We start from the raw sequence: 17,237 nt of genomic DNA on the forward strand, positions 1-17,237 counted from the left end.
CGGATCCACAGGACCGCGCGGCCGCCCCGTCGCACGTCCGCGGCACATCCGGTGCACGGGACCGACCTGGGGGGTTGGGGCATGGGTTTCTTCGACGGGCTCAGGGGCGCGCGCGCCACGCAGTTCCAGTCGGGCAGCGCCTCGTCGAACGCGATCGAGCTGACCAAACGCCATCCGACGGTGTCGCTCACCAAACAGGGGGCGGTGCACGGCAATCTGCGCGTCAACCTCTCCTGGCGCATGCGCACCTCGGACATCGGAGGCCGCAGCGTCGGCCAGAGCGGCCAGCTCTTCCGACATCCGTTCAAGCTGTTCAAGCCCGACATGGTGCAGGCGCACACTCAGGGCATGGTCAATGTCGACCTCGACATCGGCTGCCTCTACGAGCTGACCGACGGCACCCGCGGTGTCGTCCAGCCGCTGGGCAACCTCCACGGGGACATCAACGGCCCGCCGTACGTGAAGCTCAGCGGCGACGACCGGTTCGGGGCGCCCTCCGGCGAGACGGTCTTCGTCAACCTCGACCACGCCGACGAGATCAAGCGGCTGCTGGTCTTCGTCTACATCTACGACCAGACCCCGGCCTTCGACCGGACGCACGCCCTGGTGACCCTCTACCCGATCACCGGACCGCGGATCGAGATCCCGCTGGAGGAGCGGCACCCGCAGGCCCGCTCCTGCGCGGTGGTCTCCCTGGAGCACGTCAAGGGCGAGCTGATCGTGCGGCGCGAGGTGAAGTTCGTGTACGGGTTCCAGGCCGAGCTGGACCGGCTGTACGGGTGGGGCCTGCAGTGGGGGCGGGGCTACAAGACCAAGGCCTGACGCCGGGGCGCCCGGGGCCCGGGGCGCGGGGCCCGGGCAGGGCCGGGGCCGGGCGCCCCGGCCCCCGCGGCGGCCGCGGTCAGCGGCGGATGAACTGCGGGCCCTGCGCCGGCAGCCGGAAGGCCTGCTCGCCGCCGGGACCCGGAAGCGGAACCGGCGACACCGGCTGCGGGTACCCGTACGCGGGCTGCGCGGCCGGCGGCGCCTGCGTGTGCGGGGCGGGCGGCCGCATCGCGGCGGTCTGCTCGGCGGTGGGCCCGGGGGCCGACGCCGAGGCCTCGGGGGCGCTCTCGTCCACGGAGATCCCGTGGTCGGTCGCCAGCCCCACCAGCCCGTTCGAGTAGCCCTCGCCCAGCGCGCGGAACTTCCACCCCTCGCCCCGGCGGTACAGCTCTCCACAGATCAGCGCCGTCTCGGCGCCGGTCTCGGGCCGTACGTCGAAGTAGGCCAGCGGCTCGGAGCCGCCGGCGGCGGTGGCGTCGTACAGCAGGATCCGCAGGTCATGGACGCGCTGGAAGGGCACGTCCTCGGCGGAGGCGACGACGAGGATCCGGTCGACGGCCGGCGTGACGGCGCGCAGGTCCGCCTGGACGGCGTCGGTGATCGAGTCGCCGAGCTGTTTCTTGCCGAGCCGCCAGACGGCTCCGGAGGGGTGCCGGGGCTGGTTGTAGAAGACGAAGTCCTCGTCCGACCGCACCCGCCCGTCGGGGCCCACGAGCAGCGCGGACGCGTCCACGTCGGGAACCTCGCCGCCGCCGGTCCAGCGCAGCACCGCCCGGACGGCCACGGGGGCCACCGGGATGTTCGAGCCCTTCTGCATCGCGTGCGTCATGCCGGTCATCCTGCCCTCCCGGGCACGACCGGGACAATGCGGCCCCCCGTAGGGCCTTGTTCAGAACGGAAGACCTGGGCATGGTGCAAGAGGGTTACCTGGATGTCATGTGCTTGGGGAACTCTTGAATCTCATTCGTACGTACTATTACCGGCCACGCCAGTTGGGCCGCCGAGGCAGTACGGGGGAAGTACATGCGTCACTTCGGGCACATATCGCCCACCGTCCGCAAGGATCTCTTCCACCAGGAGCCGGCCGAGTTCACCGCCGCCTCGCCCGCCCGCACCCTCGCGGCGGCGCTGGGAGCCACGCTCTACAGCCCCGCCACCCGGCCCAACCTCGCCGGTGACATCCGCAAGCAGGCCTCCCGCGGAGTCGTCTCCATGGTCCTCTGCCTGGAGGATTCCATCAGCGACGCCGAGGTGGCGGGCGGTGAGGACAATCTCGTGCGGCAGTTCGCCGCCCTCGACGAGGACCCCTCGGAGCTGCCGCTCCTCTTCATCCGCGTCCGCACGCCCGAGCAGATACCCGACCTCGTGCGCCGCCTCGGCGGCTCCGCGTCGCGGTTGGCCGGATTCGTACTCCCCAAATTCACCGAAAGCCGCGGAATCGCCTTCCTCGACGCCGTGGCCCAGGCCGAAGCGGAGAACGGCCGGCCCCGCCTGTACGCGATGCCCGTCCTGGAGACCCCGGAGCTCCTGCACCTGGAGACCCGCGTCGAAGCCCTCGCCGGCATCTCCCGCACGGTCAACAAGTACCGCGAGCGGGTCCTGGCCCTGCGGCTCGGCGTGACCGACTTCTGCTCGGCGTACGGACTGCGCCGCACCCCCGACATGACCGCGTACGACGTCCAGATCGTCGCGGGGGTGATCGCCGACGTGGTCAACGTGCTCAGCCGCGCCGACGGCACCGGCTTCACCGTCACCGGACCGGTGTGGGAGTACTTCCGCAGCCAGCAGCGCCTCTTCAAGCCCCAACTGCGCCGCAGCCCCTTCCTGGAGGAGGGCGTGGAAGAGCTGCGCACCGCGCTGATCGAGCACGACCTGGACGGGCTGCTGCGCGAGATCGAACTCGACCGGGCCAACGGACTGCTGGGCAAGACCTGCATCCACCCCGCCCACGTCACCCCCGTCCACGCGCTGTCGGTGGTCTCCCACGAGGAGTTCAGCGACGCCCAGGACATCCTGCGCCCCGAGCGCGGCGGCGGCGGAGTGATGCGCTCCGCCTACACGAACAAGATGAACGAGGTGAAGCCCCACCGGGCCTGGGCCGAGCGCACCATGCTCCGCGCCGAGGTCTTCGGAGTGGCGAAGGAGGAGGTCGGCTTCGTCGACCTCCTCACGGCCGGGCTCCAGGTGTGAGCGGGCCGGTGACGAGGGTTACGACGAGGAAGGGCAAGACGATCGACGAGGTGTGGTCGGGAACCTGGGTCGCGGACCGACTGGGCGTGAGCCTTCAGGAGGGCCCCGAGCCGGGCGGGCCACGGCTCGACGAGCTGCTCGGACTGGCGCTGCGGCGCAACCCCAAGCGGGCGCACCTGCTGGTCTCGCAGGTGCTCGGCAAGCACGTCCCGCAGTCCCCGGCGGTCGTGTACGCCGCCGGGTACGGGCTCGGGGAGCGGGTCCGGGCCCTGCTCGGCGACGCAGCGGCCGCCTCGGCGGTGGTCCTCGGGTACGCCGAGACCGCGACCGGGCTCGGCCACTGCGTCGCCGACGGCCTCGGGGTCGCCCCGTACCTGCACTCCACCCGCCGCCCGGTCCCGGGCGTGGCGCCCGCGGGCGGCTTCGAGGAGGCCCACTCGCACGCCACCTCGCACCTGCTGCTGCCCGAGGACCCGAAGCTGCTGGCCGGCAGCGGCCCGCTGGTCCTGGTGGACGACGAGTTCTCTACCGGCAACACGGTCCTGAACACCATCCGTGACCTGCACGCCCGCCACCCGCGCGGGCACTACGTGGTCGTCGCGCTCGTCGACATGCGCTCCCCGTCGGACCGCGCACGCCTCACCGCCTTCGCCGCCGAACTGGGCGCGCGGGTGGACCTCGTCGCCCTCGCCTCCGGCACGGTCTCCCTCCCGGAGGGCGTCCTGGCCAAGGGCCAGGCCCTGGTCGCGCGGTACGAGGCCCAGGGCCCTGCCGCGCCCGCCTCCGCCTTCGCGAGCGGAGCCCCGCAAGCCGGCCCGCAGCCGACCACGCCCCTCGCGCTCGACTGGCCCGCCGGAGTCCCCGACGGGGGCCGGCACGGCTTCACCCCCGCGCACCGCGCACGGCTGGAGGCGGCCCTGCCGCACCTGGCCCGGCAGCTCGGGGCCGCGCTCGGCGCGGAACCCGGCCGCGTCCTCGTACTCGGCAACGAGGAGCTGATGTACGCACCGCTGCGCCTCGCCAAGGCCCTGGAGGAGTCCGGCACGGCCGCCGAGGTCCGCTTCTCCACCACCACCCGCTCGCCGGTGCTCGCGGTCGACGACCCCGGCTACGCCATCCGCACCCGCCTCGTCTTCCCCGCCCACGACGCCCCGGCCGACGGCCCCGGCGACCGGTACGCCTACAACGTCCACAGCACGGCGGGCGCCGGCTTCGACACCGTCGTCGCCGTGGTCGACTCGGCCGGGGACACCCCCGAGCTGCGTACGGGGCTGCTCGCCGCCCTCGCCCCGTACACCGGCCGGGTGCTGCCGGTCGTCATACCCGCCTACGTGCCCGACGTACACGACGTACACGACGTACACGACGTACCCGACGTCCCCGACCGGCTGGAGCCGATCATGACCGAGCCCCTGCGCGGCCCCGCCTTCTCCTCGTACGCCCCCGAGGACGTCGGCTGGCTGCTCCAGGACTTCTCCGACGTCGAGCTGGAGGCCCCCACCGAGGAGCGCGAGGAGGCGATACAGGCCGGCGGCGCGCACTACGCCGAGTCGCTGCCCGTCGAGTACCAGCCGTCCCCCCGGTACCAGGAGCTCTACCAGAGCGCGCTGACCGCCTCCGCCGCCCGGATCGCCCGCGCCGTCGGCACCGTCACCGAGACCGTGCTGGCCGAGCGGTCGCCGTCCCCCGTGCTGGTTTCCCTGGCCCGCGCCGGGACCCCGGTCGGTGTGCTGATGCGCCGCTGGGCCCGCGCCCGGCACGGCCTGGACCTGCCGCACTACGCCGTCTCCATCGTGCGCGGCCGGGGCATCGACGCCAACGCGCTGCGCTGGCTGGCCGACCACCACGATCCGGCCGACATCGTCTTCGTGGACGGCTGGACGGGCAAGGGCGCCATCACACGGGAACTGCGCGAGGCCCTGGCGGAGTTCGAGGGCTTCAACCCGGAGATCGTGGTCCTCGCCGACCCCGGCTCGTGCGTGGAGACCTACGGCACCCGCGAGGACTTCCTGATCCCCTCCGCCTGTCTCAATTCCACCGTCTCCGGGCTCGTCTCGCGTACGGTGCTGAGGTCGGACCTGGTCGGTCCCGCCGACTTCCACGGTGCGAAGTTCTACCGCGAGCTCGCCGGGGCCGATGTCTCCGTCGACTTCGTCGACACCGTCGCCGCCCGCTTCGACGAGGTGGCCGACGCCGTCGCGGACGAGGTCAAGGAGCTGCTCGCGGCGGACCGCACCCCGACCTGGGTGGGCTGGGCGGCGGTCGAGCGCATCAGCGAGGAGTACGGCATCCACGACGTGAACCTGGTCAAGCCGGGAGTCGGCGAGACCACCCGGGTGCTGCTGCGCCGCGTCCCGTGGAAGATCCTCGCCCAGCGCGGCGCCGGAGCCGACCTGGACCACGTACGACTCCTCGCGGAGCAGCGGGGAGTACCGGTGGAGGAGGTGGACGGGCTGCCCTACACCTGCGTCGGACTCATCCACCCCCACTTCACACGCGGCGCCACCGGCGCCGACGGAAAGGCTGTGGCCTCCAAGTGACTGTCCTGGTAGCCAGTGATCTCGACCGCACGCTCATCTACTCGGCGGCCGCGCTCGGCCTGACCATGCCCGACCCGCAGGCCCCGCGGCTGCTGTGCGTCGAGGTCCACGAGAGCAAGCCGCTCTCGTACATGACGGAGACGGCGGCCGGGCTGCTGGCCGAGCTGACCGCCGATCCCCGGGTGGTCTTCGTCCCGACCACCACCCGTACGCGCAAGCAGTACCAGCGGATCCGCTTCCCCGGGCGCCCGGCTCGGTACGCGATCTGCGCCAACGGCGGCCAACTGCTGGTGGACGGGGTGGCGGACAAGGACTGGCGGCGCGAGGTCGCGGCGCGCCTCGCGCGGGAGTGCGCGCCGCTGGAGGAGGTGCACGGGCACCTGCTGGCGACGGCGGACCCGGTGTGGCTGCGCAAGGCGCGGGTGGCGGAGGACCTGTTCACGTACCTGGTCGTCGAGCGGGCGCTGGTGCCCGACGAATGGCTCAAGGGCCTGGTGGAGTGGGCGGGCGCGCGCGGCTGGTCGGTGTCGCTCCAGGGGCGGAAGATCTATGCCGTCCCGCAGCCGCTGACCAAGAGCGCGGCGATGCGCGAGGTGGCCCGCCGGACCGGGGCCACGGCCACGCTGGCCGCCGGCGACTCGCTGCTGGACGCGGACCTGCTGCTGGCGGCGGACGCCGGGTGGCGGCCGGGCCACGGCGAACTGGCCGACGCGGGCTGGACGGCGCCGACGGTGACGGCGCTCGCCGCGACCGGCGTGCTGGCGGGCGAGGAGATGGTGCGCGAATTCGGACAGGCGGTTGCGAGACTGAGCGCATGACCAAGGGCAACAGCACCAAGATCACGGACGAGCTCTACGCCTACATGCTCGCGCACAACCCCCCGCTGGACGCGGTCCAGCGGGGGCTGGTGGCGACGACGTACGAGAAGTTCCCGGACGCCGCCGGAATGCAGTCCGCGCAGGAGCAGGGGCCGCTGCTGGCCTTCCTGGTCCGCCTGACGGGCGCCCGCCACATCGTGGAGGTGGGCACCTTCACCGGCTTCTCCACGCTGTCGATGGCCCAGGCCCTGCCGCCCGGCGGGACGCTGATCGCGTGCGACGTCTCCGAGGAGTGGACGGCCTTCGGCCGCGAGGCCTGGGAGGCGGCGGGCGTCGCGGACCGCATCGACCTGCGGATCGCCCCGGCCCTGGACACGCTGCGCGCGCTGCCGGTCGAGCCGCACATCGACATGGCCTATGTGGACGCGGACAAGGAGAGCCAGATCGCGTACTGGGAAGAGCTCGTGCCGCGGCTGCGTCCGGGCGGCCTGATCGTCACGGACAACACGCTCTTCCACGGCACGGTGCTGGACGAGTCGACCACGGGCGCGGGGGCGGTCGTCCGCGCCTTCAACGACCACGTCGTGGCGGACACCCGCATGGAATCCGTGCTGCTGGCGATCTCGGACGGCCTGACGCTCTCGCGCAAGCGCGCGTAGGGCCGGCTGGGGCTGCGGCTGGGGCTACGGCTGCGGCTGACCGGGCCGCAGCCATCTCGGCTGCGGCCGGCCGCCTGCGCCGTGGCCGACTCAGCCGCAGCCGCCTCCGCCGCAGCAGCCCCCGCCGCCGCCTCCGGCCGTGCGCATGGCGGGTGCGGGGGCGTTGCTGGTGCCGCCCACGGCGACGGCGGAGAGCAGCTTGACGGTGTCGGCGTGCCCGGAGGGGCAGTCGGCGGGCGCGGAGGACTCGGCCATGGGACGGCTGACCTCGAAGGTGTCGTCGCAGGTCCGGCAGCGGTATTCGTAGCGAGGCATGCGGCCAGGCTACGCAGTCAGGCCCCGGGATCGTCAATCCCCGCGGCGGGGTGCCGGTGCAGGGGTGGCCGCTGCTCGTGGGCCGCCTGATCGGGGTGGCGGGCGCGCCAGTACGGGTTGTCGTGCGGCAGGGCGCTGCCCACCCGCCCGTACATCCCGAACCACATCAGCATCACACCCACCACAAAGCTGAACAGCACGTTCGGGATGTGGAAGGCCAGGAAGTTCATGCCCGTGTCCAGCAGCGCGAGGTTCAAGAACCCGCTCGCGATGAACAGCAGGCCCAGCACGATGTTGAGGGTCGAGGCGAAGCTGCCCCCGATCACCATCCCGACGAACAGCAGGCCCCCGATACAGATCGACAGCACACTCAGCGCGCCGTTGGTGTTCAGGGCGAGCACCGTGTCGCCGCCGGTGTCGAAGAAACCGATCCGGTCGATGAGCCCCAGGATCCCGAAGACGACCAACAGCAGCCCGGTCAGGCCGGCGCCGACCCGGTAGACCTTGCTGAGCTTGTGATCGGCGGGCAGGTGCTCGTCGAGGCGGGCATTGACGGGCCGCAGGAGGCGGCGCAGCATCCCGGGGGAGTCCTGTGGTGCGTGGGAGGACGCATAGGGCTCATGGGGTATGTACGGCGCGTAGGACTCATGGGGCTGGTGACACCCGTAGAGCGCGTGAGCCCCGTAAGACTCATGCGGCACAGGGGGCGCCTCGGGTACGCGGGACGCACGAGGCCCGTGGGAAGTGTGGGCAGCCATACCGCCCTCCTCTGCTCCGTTCCTGGCCCTTCCAGCATCCGCCGATGCCCAGCCCCGGACAACTCCGACGAGCGGCGGCGTCCCGCGCCGGACGCGCCGCGCCGGACGCCCCGCGCCGGACGCGCCGGTGCGTGACCCGCCGGCGCGTGAGACCGGCCCGTGCCACACCCGCTGGCGCGTTACCTGCCTGTGCCTCACCCGCTGGCGCGTTACCCGCCTGTGCCTGACCCGGCGGGCGCCTGACCCGCCCGTGCCTCACCCGCCTGTGCCTTACCCGGCGGGTGCGTTACCTGCCCGTGCCTCACCCGTCGGCGCGTCACCCGCCCCCCGTGCCTGAACCAGCGGCCCGCCTGTGCCTGACCCGCCCGCACCTGACCCGCCTGTGCCTCACCCGCTCGCGCGTCACCCGCCGGTGCCTGACCTCTTGGCGCCTCACCGCCCGTGCCTCACCTCACCCCGCCAGCGCGTCACCCGCCCGCGCCTGACCCGCCGGTGCCTCACCCGCCGGTGCCTCACCCGACGGCGCCTCACCCGCTGGCGCGTTACCCGCCCGCGCCTGACCCGACGGGGGCCTGACCCGCCCGTGCCTGACCCGTCGGGGCGTCACCCGCTCGCGCCTCACCCGCTGGCGCGTCACCGGCCCGTGCCCCGTGCCCGACCTTCCGGCGCCTCACCGCCCGTGCCTCACCCCGCCGGCGCGCGTCACCGCCCGTGCCTCAGCCGCCGGCGCGTCGGCCCCGCATGTCCGCCACGACCCGGCCCACCGCCACCCGGACTTCCTCCATCTCCTGGAGGAACGCCCAGTAGTCGGGGTGCCGCCCCTCCAGCGCGGCCAGCGCACGCTCCACCCGCGCCACCGCCTCGTCCAGCGGCCGCGCGTACCGCGGCTCCGGCACCGTGCGGCCCTCCATCGCCAGCCGCTGCGCGTCCCGGATCGCGAACCGCGTCCGCTGCACCTCCGCCTGCGGATCCCGCGCCACCGCCTCCAGCCGCGTCAGCCGGTCCTGCGCCGCCGACACCGCGTCGTCGGTCGCGTCCAGCGCCGTCCGGACCGCCTCGACCAGCGCCGCCACATCGGCCCAGCGCTGCTCGTCCCGCGCCCGGGAGGCCTCCTTCAGCCGCTCCTCGGCCTGCGCCACATCCCGTACCGCCTGGTCAGGCACCTGCTGGAGGTCCTGCCAGCACGCCGCACTGAACCGCCGGCGCAGCTCGCTCAGCACCGGATCCACCCGGTCCGCACGATTGCGCAGGGCCTGCGCCCGGGTCCGCAGGCTCACCAGCCGCCTGTCGATCTCCGCGGCCCGCTCGGGCAGCCGCGCGGCCTCGGCCCGTATCGCCTCCGCGTCCCGCAGGATCCGGTCGGCCCGCTGCACGGTCTCCTGCACGCCGTGCTGCGCGGCCCCCTGGTTCAGCTTGGTCAGCTCCGGCCCGAGCGCCGCCAGCCGCGCGGCCAGGTCGTCGGCCCGCATCCCCTTGCCGCGTACGTCGTCCAGCGCCGTGCTCGCCGCCAGCAGCGCGGCCCTGGCCCGCTCCCGGGCCGGCGCCACCCGGGCCAACTGCGTCTCGGCCTTGTCCAGCAGCGGCTGCAGCCCCTGCGCGAACCGGTCCAGCTCCGCCTTGACCCGTACGAGCTCCTCGCGCGCCCGGGTCAGCTCCTCCCGCGCCCGCGCCGCGACGGCGCCGTCCAGCTCGGGCCGGTCCAGGTCGTGCGCGTCCACGGCCTCGATGTACACCTGGCTGACCTGGTCGATGCGCTGCCCGAGCGCGGTGAACCCGGCGCCCGCCTGCCGCGCGGCGGGCGACCCGTCCGCCGCGGCGATGGTCTCCACCGAGATCCGCAGCTCCCGCTGCGCGCTGTCCAGCTCGTAGAACGCGGCCGCGGCGGCATCCTTCGCCGCCTGCGCATCCGCCCGCCGACTCTCGTCCCGCCCGCCGAACCACCGCCGGGATGCCGTCGTCACAATCCCTCTCCCGTACCGCGTCCGCCATGCCCCGCTCCATTCTCCCCTACGGGAACGGGTTTGCGTGGGGGGTGTGCCCGCCATGTAGGCTGTCCACTCATCCACGGGTGCGTAGCTCAGGGGTAGAGCGCTGCTCTTACAAAGCAGATGTCGGCGGTTCGAAACCGTCCGCGCCCACCAGCACAAAGGCCCCCAACCGATCATGGTTGGGGGCCTTTGACGGTAGTTCTTGACGGCAATCAGCCCTTCGGGCCCCGCCGTCGCAGCATCCGGTCCATGTGCCCGATTGTCTTCCGCCGCGTCTCCTCCGACACGTGCGTGTAGATGTTCATCGTGACGGCGATCTGCGAGTGGCCGAGGATCGCCATGACCACCCGCGCCGGCACCCCCGCGGCTAAGAGCAGCGTGGCGCACCCGTGTCGGGCGTCGTGCAGGCGCACCCGAGGGAGTCCCGCCCCGCCCGCGATCCGCTCGAACGACCGGCTGATGTTCCGCGTCGACGGGGCGGCCGGACCGGGTCGTGAACACGTAGTCGCTCTCATCCCAGGCCGCGCCGGCGGCCTCCCGCTGCGCGAACTGCCGGAGACGCTGCCGCTGCCACCGAAGCGGGGCCACGCACATCAGCGGGATCGGGATGACCCGGGTCCGGCGGTTCTTAGTCGAGTCCGCGTACAGCTCTTTCTGCACCCGCTGGATCTGGTTCCGCACGGTCAGGGTCCGGCGCTCCAGGTCGATGTCCTGCCAGCGCAGCCCCAGGATCTCCCCGCGCCGCAGCCCCAGCGTCACGGCCACGACGAAGGCCGCGTACAACGGGTCCGGCCGCGCGGCCTCCAGAAAGGCCACTGTCTGGTCGAGGTTCCACGGCTGGAGCTCCCGCGGCTGCACCCGGAGCGCCGGCACGAGCTGGACGACGTTCCTGCTGATGAGTTCCTCCCTGCAGGCCGCGAGATGGCACTGCGCAGAACGCGATGCGACTCTTTGCGGTGGCGGCCGACGCCTGGGTGGTCACGGCGGCGAGCATCCGGCGGACGTCCGTCACCGCGAGGGTTTCGAGCCGCTTGGATCCGATGTGAGGGATGAGGTATCGCCGCACGTGCGTCTCGTACTTCGCGTACGTCGTCTTCTTCCGCTCGCCCCTCACGAACTCCTCCAGCCAGTGCGGCAACCACTCGGAGAGCCGTGCCGACTTGGTGGGCGTCGGTACGCCCTGCCGGTCCCGGAGAACCAGCTCCTGCCGCTTGGTGTCGCACTCCTCCCAGGTCTTGCCGTACACGGTCTTCCGGGCCCGGGTTCCGTCGGGCTGCGGCACGTAGACCCGTGCCTCGTAACGACCGTCCGATCGCTGCCAGATGCTGCCGGCGCCGTTCGGATTCTTCTTGCGTGCCATCAGGCGGCGGGGGTGTGGGCGGCCATGAGCGGGGTGACGGTGAGGACGGAGTAGAGCATCGCTCCGCCGACGATCAGCCACGTCCCGACCGACAGGGCCCGCTCGGATGAACGGATCTGAACACGGTTCATGACGCGGCCTCCGCTCGAGAACGCTCCTCGTCGGCGGTGGGGATCGTGGCGTGGCCGATCAGCTTCACGAGTGCGCCAAAGTAGTTGGTCTCGGCCTTCAGGACGCGGGTGCGGCCACCGTTCTGAACATGCTGGTTGGCGCTCTTCAACGTCTGTTGCTCTATCCCGCGAAGGGGTTCATGGACACCCTCCCGGTACCTGACGAGGTCTTGGCCGCCTATGACACCTGTGCGCTGCTGGCTTCACCAGCCGCCTCGCTCGCACATCGGCTGCTTAGCAGGACAACCTAGCGCCCTTGGTCTGCGCTCCATTTTCTGAAACCCCTCCAGATGGGGCGAGGCGAGTGCTATTTTGTCCGCAACTACTGCGTGTGACTTGCGCGGCACTCTAAATTACGCACCCGGGGGACTCCGTGCTTAGTGGAGCAGAAATCGCGATCATGAAGGCTTGCATGCCTGCGGCTGGCCGGGCCGCTGGCAGTGTAGCCGCGAAAATTGCCACTGCCCCCATAACGTACGTTTCTACGCGGTTGCGTAACAGGAAAACGCGAAAGGCGTTGGCGGAAGGCACGCGCGATGCCGCCATGCCGTTTATGGGGCCAGAGGCGGCACGCGAACTTGCAGAGTTCCTAGAATCCCCCGATTTTGAAGCCATCGCACTATCGATGGCCACGCAGGTGTTCGCAGGCTCTACTGCCAAGAAGGACGAGAAGGAGCTCGAAGCCACCTTTGAGCGGCTTAGTGACCTGATTCGCCTTCATGTTCCATCCGGGCAAAATTGCGACGAAATCGCTAGTGCCGTATGGGGGGCCATAAAGGAGAAGGTCCTTGAGTCCGCGCCGAAGGTGCAAGCAGTAGCGGGCATGACTGCAGAGACTCGAGCATCAATGCTGAAAGTTGCCTCGTGTTTTTCTCAGGCAGATGAGCGAGCAAAGGAAAGGCTTGGAGACCTCAAGACTCTTTCTGTCTATCTCACTTTCGAGCGTCAGCTTCGAGAGCAGGTGAAGAACCTTTACGGGACAATGCGACTTCCTCACGCGGGAATTAATCGCAAGGTTCCATACGGCAAGCTTTTTGTCGAGCCCCGTTTGCGTACCAGGGGATCAGACCACGCTCCTATGTCTCCAACTCTGACCCTGGACGACGTAATCTCGAAGTCGCACCGCACCGTGATTCTTGGGGATCCGGGTGGCGGTAAATCGACTCTTTCGCTCAAGCTGGCATACGATATTTCGAGGTCTGCATTCCCGGGTACTGCTGCACAAGTACCGCTGCTATTCATTCTTCGAGATTATGTTGAGGCCTTCAAGGCTAGCAGCGACACCATGGTCGAGTTTTTGGAATCCATTTGCAAGTATCCGCATAATGTCACTCCCCCTGAAGGCGCCATTGAGTACTTGTTGGACAATGGTCGAGCCTTCGTAGTTTTCGATGGCTTGGATGAACTGACTGATACGTCGCTTCGACGGAAGGTTGTCGAGTTTGTCGAGTCATTTGTCTACAGGTACCCGGCGACTCCTGTACTCGTAACCTCTCGTCGTGTCGGGTATGACGAGGCGCCACTCGACGAGATCCTGTTTACTGCAGTCAACTTGGCGGACCTGGAAGAAGACCAGGTGAAGAACTATGCCGATAATTGGTTTGCGCTTGATGAGTCAATCGACCGCGGGCGTAGGGCGGAAATTGCAAAATCTTTCTTGCGTGAAAGTAACTTCGTTTCGGACTTGCGTAGGAATCCGTTGATGCTGTCGCTAATGTGCGGCATTTATGCGTCTGAGCACTACATCCCCTCGAATCGGCCAGACGTATACAAGAAATGTGCAGAACTGCTCTTTGAGCGTTGGGATAAGCAGCGAGGGATCGTTATTCCACTCCCGTTTGACGCGCATGTCAGGCAAGCTCTAAATGCGCTAGCTCTACACATGTATAGCAACCCGGGGGCGCAGAATGGGCTATCGCGCGACCGTCTGGTTCATTTCATGACGCGCTTCTTGACCGACCGCCGGTTCGAGGACGAGGCGGAGGCAGAAGATGCGGCAAACCAGTTCGTAGATTTTTGCACTGGGCGCGCCTGGGTTCTGACTGACATGGGATCAAACGAGCAGCAGAACCTGTATGGGTTCACCCACCGAACGTTCCTTGAGTATTTTGCTGCTAACCAGTTGGTTCGCACGCATTCTACGGCCGAAGGTCTCTTCGATAAACTCCATCCGCGGATCCTTCGTGCTGAGTGGGAAGTGGTAGCGCAACTGGCACTTCAAGTTCTTGGGTACAATGTTGATGACGGTTCGGATGATTTCCTTGTGCTTACATTGAAATCGATTCAAGACACCGAGGGAATAAAGGCGAGGCATAATCTCGTCTCCTTTGTTGCCAGATCCCTTGCTTTTGTTGTTCCTCGTCCCGTGATTATTCAGGACGTGTGTCGAATCGCTACCGAACTGTGTGTCGAAGCGTTGGGATCCCCAGAGTTTTCTAACGCCCCGCTCCATGCCTACCAGCCCATCACCTTCCTGATGGATGCAGGGCCAGAAAATCTGTCAACGGTCTCGAGGTATCTTAAGGAAGTGCTCCTGGAGAGCGTGGCTGGAGCTCCGGGAGACGATCGCCCTCTGCTTCTTTCGCTTTCCCTTCCTGCCCTCTTGGAGTCGACAGATCTCCACTCCACTTCGCCCCATCATCGGACTCACTGGCACGCGTTCGTCCAAGAGCTAGTAGAGGCGCTAAATCCAGAGGTGGAGAAGCATCAAGACCGGATCTACTGGGCCGCCCACAGGCGTGTCACCATGGGCGAATTGCCTGTGAGTTATTTGCTGGATACTTATGGGATGGATGATTTGTGGCGGATCGATCAGACTTATTGGTCAAATGCCACGGCGTCCTTTGTGCTACTTGCAAACTTCCGTGATGAGGCATGGGTTGGCGCACGATTCGAGCGGATCTCCGCTGGCGCTTCCGACTGTTTTAGTAGTCTGGCTGATATTCTCCCTGCGAGGGACACCCCGTGGGTTCCAGCCCACTGTATTGAATCGGAAATTGCGGTTCCGGTACTGCGTTTTTGTAACGGGCCGGTGCATAATAGGCGGGGGAAGCAGCGGGATGGTGCGATCCTGTTTCTGCTACCTCTAGCTGAAGGGGACTTTGGGGAAGGCCCGCCCCCTGCAGAGGCGGGACCTTGGCCTACCGGTGGAATGGTTTATCAAATCCTCCGGAAGTGGGCATTCGCTCGGCAGCATCCCGATGCTCGACAGTCCGCCAAGGCCACACTGCGTGCGTTGGAGCTGGCCGACGAGACAAAAAGTTTCATTGCGAAGTGGATTGACGGTACGGTCACTACCGTAGGAAGAGCGGATGTAGGCGAGCCAGCTGTCGCTTGTCAAGGATGACTATTGACAGCCGACCGACGGTGTTTGGTATCCGCCGGCCTCACGGCAACGTCGCCGCACACCAAAGAGTGTCGACGGACGGAACGTGCCGCCTCTGCCCTGGGCTCGCTACGTAGCGCACAGTTTCAGGGACGGCTGGGCGAGCTTACAAAGCAGATGTTGGTGGTTCGAAACCGTCCGCGCCCGCCAGTACAAAGGCCCCCTGCCGATCATGGCGGGGGGCCTTTTGCATCCACAACTGCACGTACGCGAGGCGACCGAAGCACCGGAAACGGGCGGGTGGAGAGACGCTGCTGATGCGGTGTGGCGATGGCTCGGCGTGGGGAGAAGGCGGTGCGTGGCCAGAGGCGGGCCCGGGGGATATCGGATCTGGGGCAACAAGGGCCGGCGATGGTGGGGCGACCAGTACGAGCACTGCCCCGACGATCTCCCTGTTGAGTTGAACGGTGCTGGTGACCCCGCGAAGATCACTGCTCTTCGCGAGCGGTGCAGGGCACTGAAGTGCTGAATGGTCGTGGTCCTGCGTGCCTCGTTGCGACGGGAACCACGAGGATCAGCAGAATCCGCCCCAGACGTGCCCGAACGCCCTGTTGTACAGGGCTCGGTAGGGGGTGCTGTTGACCGCGGGTACCCGAGCTCAGGCTCCCCGGGAGCTCAAGGGGCACACAGCCGCCCCCACGGAGCGAGCGTGTTCCTGTGCGCCCTTACTGTTTCTGGCGGTTCCGGCGCCGTGCAAGGAGTGCTCACGGGGGGCTTCTGTGGTCCTGGTCGGGCGTGGGATGGTCGGGGGATGGGTGAGGGGCTCGCTTGGGGTGGGGCGGCTGCGGTGGTGGTCGCGGTGTTGGTGGTGCTGGAGAGGGTCGCGCGGGTGCGGTTTGACCGGCGGCGGGACGCGGAGCGGGAGCGGTTGCTCGCGGGGGTCGGGCGGGGGGCGCGGGGCGCTGGGGAGCCGGGGGATCCGAAGTTCTCGGACGTCGGGGGGATTTCGCCGTCGTCGGCGGAGCTCGGTGACCGGCGGGACGACTTCACGCCGCTCCTCGTCGAGTACTACGCGTACGGGCTGACGCAGGCGCGGACGAGTTTCGCGACCAGCCAGTGGTTCGCCGGGGCCGGGGCGGCGATCCTGCTGGCCGGGATCGGGATCGCGGTGTGGAAGGCCGAGAGCAGTGGAGAGCTGTACCTGGGGGTCGTGACCAGTTCGGTGGGGCTCGTGGTGACCGTGATCGGGCAGCTGTTTCACCGGCGGGCCGACCTCGCGCTCGGGCACATGGCCGATCAGACCGCCTCGCTGCGGGAGGACCGGCGGGCCGCCGAGACGATGCAGCAGGCGATCCTGCTGCTGGACGAGGTTGCCGATCAGGGGATGCGGGCGCGGCTGCAAGCCGGTTTGATCATGAAACTCTCCGGGGCCGAGCTGCCGCAGTAGCGGGATAGTAGGGGTATGTGCCGTTCCATTAAGACCCTGCGCCCGCCCGCCATCCCCGAGAAGGCCACCGAGGAGGAGATCCGGGCGGCCGCGCTGCAGTACGTACGCAAGGTGTCCGGGTTCCGGGCGCCCGCCGCCCACAACCGGGAAGTGTTCGAGGCCGCCGTCGACGCCATTGCCGAGGCGACGGCCGCGCTGCTGGACGGCGTGCACGTGCGGGGGCAGCAGGCCGTTCCGGCCGGCTGACCGCCCGGACGGGACCCTCAGGTGAGGCGTCCCGAGCGGCGGCGCAGGAACCACACGCCGGCGCCGAGTCCGCCCGCGACGAGGGCGCCGCCCATGGCGATCTGACCCGGGCTCATGGAGCCGGCGCTGCCGCCGAGGCCGCCGCGGGCGGCGCCCGGGCTGATGTTCAGGGACACGGTGACGCGCTGGCCCCCGGTGCCGCCGCACTCGAAGGTGACGGGGTATGAGCCCGCGCTGATGGTGCGGAGGGTGGTCGCGGCGCCGTAGAGGTTGGTGGCCTCCAAGTTCCCCGGGGTCAGCCATACGTCGCCGAAGGCGCGCGAGGAGGCCTTGCCGGTCTTGGTGCCGCAGCCGGTGATGTTGAGGCTGACCCGCTCGCCGGCGGCGACGGTGCTGGGGGAGACGGTGGCGGACGGGGCGGCGTGGGCCAGTGTGGCGGGAGCGGTGGCGGCGACGGCGAGGGTCGCCGCGGCGACCGCCAGCAGCCGGGGCAGGAGGGTCGGGTGGGTCAGGCGGTGCGTGCGGTGCGTGCGGTGCGTGCGGTTCGGTGTGGCGGGCATGGAGAGAACTCCTCGGGCTCCTCGACGCGGCGCGGA

General features: G+C 69.1%; 15 protein-coding genes, 1 tRNA gene and 2 pseudogenes. 10 read left to right on the top strand and 8 right to left on the bottom strand.

Annotated features, from left to right (window positions below):
• Positions 1-81: 81 nt before the first annotated feature.
• Entirely contained in the window at positions 82-822 is a 741-nt protein-coding gene (locus ACFWBF_RS30010; protein ID WP_385607403.1) for a Tellurium resistance, read from the top strand.
• 79 nt (positions 823-901) lie between these two features.
• Here the strand turns inward: ACFWBF_RS30010 and ACFWBF_RS30015 are convergent, their stop codons facing one another.
• Positions 902-1,654, bottom strand: a complete 753-nt coding sequence (locus ACFWBF_RS30015) for a TerD family protein (RefSeq protein ID WP_385607446.1) — start codon at positions 1,652-1,654, stop codon at positions 902-904.
• 194 nt (positions 1,655-1,848) lie between these two features.
• Between ACFWBF_RS30015 and ACFWBF_RS30020 the strand changes: the two genes are divergently transcribed.
• The 4 genes from ACFWBF_RS30020 to ACFWBF_RS30035 are packed head-to-tail and all read left to right on the top strand — an operon-like array spanning position 1,849 to position 7,032.
• Entirely contained in the window at positions 1,849-3,015 is a 1,167-nt protein-coding gene (locus ACFWBF_RS30020; RefSeq protein ID WP_385607405.1) for an HpcH/HpaI aldolase/citrate lyase family protein, read from the top strand.
• A gap of 8 nt (positions 3,016-3,023) precedes the next feature.
• The gene (locus ACFWBF_RS30025) at positions 3,024-5,555 is read left to right on the top strand and encodes a phosphoribosyltransferase (protein WP_385607407.1); all 2,532 of its coding nucleotides are present in this window, start codon (positions 3,024-3,026) and stop codon (positions 5,553-5,555) included.
• Positions 5,552-6,373 carry an HAD family hydrolase gene (locus ACFWBF_RS30030; RefSeq protein ID WP_385607409.1) on the top strand — a complete coding sequence of 274 codons (822 nt, stop codon included), beginning with the start codon at positions 5,552-5,554 and terminating at the stop codon, positions 6,371-6,373. The genes ACFWBF_RS30025 and ACFWBF_RS30030 overlap by 4 nt, the downstream gene beginning before the upstream one ends.
• The gene (locus ACFWBF_RS30035; RefSeq protein ID WP_385607411.1) at positions 6,370-7,032 is read left to right on the top strand and encodes an O-methyltransferase; all 663 of its coding nucleotides are present in this window, start codon (positions 6,370-6,372) and stop codon (positions 7,030-7,032) included. Before ACFWBF_RS30030 ends, ACFWBF_RS30035 begins: the two co-directional genes overlap by 4 nt.
• A 90-nt stretch (positions 7,033-7,122) precedes the next feature.
• Here the strand turns inward: ACFWBF_RS30035 and ACFWBF_RS30040 are convergent, their stop codons facing one another.
• From ACFWBF_RS30040 to ACFWBF_RS30050, 3 genes are all read right to left on the bottom strand, one after another.
• A complete protein-coding gene (locus ACFWBF_RS30040) occupies positions 7,123-7,347 on the bottom strand; it encodes a zinc ribbon domain-containing protein (RefSeq protein WP_385607413.1) in 225 nt (74 codons plus the stop codon).
• A 17-nt stretch (positions 7,348-7,364) separates the two neighbouring features.
• Positions 7,365-7,925, bottom strand: coding sequence for a DUF4383 domain-containing protein (locus tag ACFWBF_RS30045; protein ID WP_385607415.1), 561 nt, complete (start codon positions 7,923-7,925; stop codon positions 7,365-7,367).
• Between the two features lie 896 nt (positions 7,926-8,821).
• Positions 8,822-10,066 (bottom strand): hypothetical protein, encoded by a 1,245-nt coding sequence (locus tag ACFWBF_RS30050; protein ID WP_385607417.1) that lies wholly within the window; start codon positions 10,064-10,066, stop codon positions 8,822-8,824.
• A 105-nt stretch (positions 10,067-10,171) separates the two neighbouring features.
• On the opposite strand from ACFWBF_RS30050, the gene ACFWBF_RS30055 reads away from it, so the two are divergent.
• Positions 10,172-10,246, top strand: a tRNA-Val gene (locus ACFWBF_RS30055).
• Between the two features lie 59 nt (positions 10,247-10,305).
• Here the strand turns inward: ACFWBF_RS30055 and ACFWBF_RS30060 are convergent.
• The 3 genes and pseudogenes from ACFWBF_RS30060 to ACFWBF_RS30070 all read right to left on the bottom strand — a co-directional run bounded on the left by ACFWBF_RS30060 (position 10,306) and on the right by ACFWBF_RS30070 (position 11,733).
• Positions 10,306-11,453: pseudogene (locus tag ACFWBF_RS30060) on the bottom strand (tyrosine-type recombinase/integrase).
• A gap of 8 nt (positions 11,454-11,461) precedes the next feature.
• A pseudogene (locus ACFWBF_RS30065) lies at positions 11,462-11,584 on the bottom strand (DUF2637 domain-containing protein); the annotation flags it as partial.
• Positions 11,581-11,733, bottom strand: a complete 153-nt coding sequence (locus tag ACFWBF_RS30070) for a hypothetical protein (RefSeq protein ID WP_385607419.1) — start codon at positions 11,731-11,733, stop codon at positions 11,581-11,583. The pseudogene ACFWBF_RS30065 and the gene ACFWBF_RS30070, both read right to left, overlap by 4 nt.
• A gap of 263 nt (positions 11,734-11,996) precedes the next feature.
• Between ACFWBF_RS30070 and ACFWBF_RS30075 the strand changes: the two genes are divergently transcribed.
• From ACFWBF_RS30075 to ACFWBF_RS30090, 4 genes are all read left to right on the top strand, one after another.
• On the top strand, positions 11,997-14,969 hold the full coding sequence (locus ACFWBF_RS30075) for an NACHT domain-containing protein (RefSeq protein WP_385607421.1): 2,973 nt from the start codon (positions 11,997-11,999) through the stop codon (positions 14,967-14,969).
• Between the two features lie 319 nt (positions 14,970-15,288).
• A complete protein-coding gene (locus ACFWBF_RS30080; protein WP_385607448.1) occupies positions 15,289-15,477 on the top strand; it encodes a hypothetical protein in 189 nt (62 codons plus the stop codon).
• A 318-nt stretch (positions 15,478-15,795) separates the two neighbouring features.
• Positions 15,796-16,395, top strand: coding sequence for a hypothetical protein (locus ACFWBF_RS30085; RefSeq protein WP_385607422.1), 600 nt, complete (start codon positions 15,796-15,798; stop codon positions 16,393-16,395).
• Between the two features lie 15 nt (positions 16,396-16,410).
• On the top strand, positions 16,411-16,641 hold the full coding sequence (locus ACFWBF_RS30090; protein WP_385231540.1) for a DUF2277 domain-containing protein: 231 nt from the start codon (positions 16,411-16,413) through the stop codon (positions 16,639-16,641).
• A 17-nt stretch (positions 16,642-16,658) separates the two neighbouring features.
• On the opposite strand, the gene ACFWBF_RS30095 is transcribed toward ACFWBF_RS30090, so the two are convergent.
• Complete coding sequence (locus ACFWBF_RS30095) at positions 16,659-17,201, bottom strand: hypothetical protein (RefSeq protein ID WP_385607424.1); 543 nt, start codon at positions 17,199-17,201, stop codon at positions 16,659-16,661.
• Positions 17,202-17,237 lie beyond the last annotated feature (36 nt).

Source organism: Streptomyces sp. NPDC060028 (assembly GCF_042736725.1).
Classification (GTDB): Bacteria; Actinomycetota; Actinomycetes; order Streptomycetales; family Streptomycetaceae; genus Streptomyces.

What these genes read in the sequence shown, in the direction of transcription:
- ACFWBF_RS30090 (WP_385231540.1), top strand. Translation starts at nt 16,411, where the DNA reads ATGTGCCGTTCCATTAAGACCCTGCGCCCGCCCGCCATCCCCGAGAAG.
- ACFWBF_RS30010 (WP_385607403.1), top strand. Translation starts at nt 82, where the DNA reads ATGGGTTTCTTCGACGGGCTCAGGGGCGCGCGCGCCACGCAGTTCCAG.
- ACFWBF_RS30035 (WP_385607411.1), top strand. Translation starts at nt 6,370, where the DNA reads ATGACCAAGGGCAACAGCACCAAGATCACGGACGAGCTCTACGCCTAC.
- ACFWBF_RS30045 (WP_385607415.1), bottom strand. Translation starts at nt 7,925, where the DNA reads ATGCTGCGCCGCCTCCTGCGGCCCGTCAATGCCCGCCTCGACGAGCAC.
- ACFWBF_RS30040 (WP_385607413.1), bottom strand. Translation starts at nt 7,347, where the DNA reads ATGCCTCGCTACGAATACCGCTGCCGGACCTGCGACGACACCTTCGAG.
- ACFWBF_RS30015 (WP_385607446.1), bottom strand. Translation starts at nt 1,654, where the DNA reads ATGACGCACGCGATGCAGAAGGGCTCGAACATCCCGGTGGCCCCCGTG.
- ACFWBF_RS30095 (WP_385607424.1), bottom strand. Translation starts at nt 17,201, where the DNA reads ATGCCCGCCACACCGAACCGCACGCACCGCACGCACCGCACGCACCGC.
- ACFWBF_RS30020 (WP_385607405.1), top strand. Translation starts at nt 1,849, where the DNA reads ATGCGTCACTTCGGGCACATATCGCCCACCGTCCGCAAGGATCTCTTC.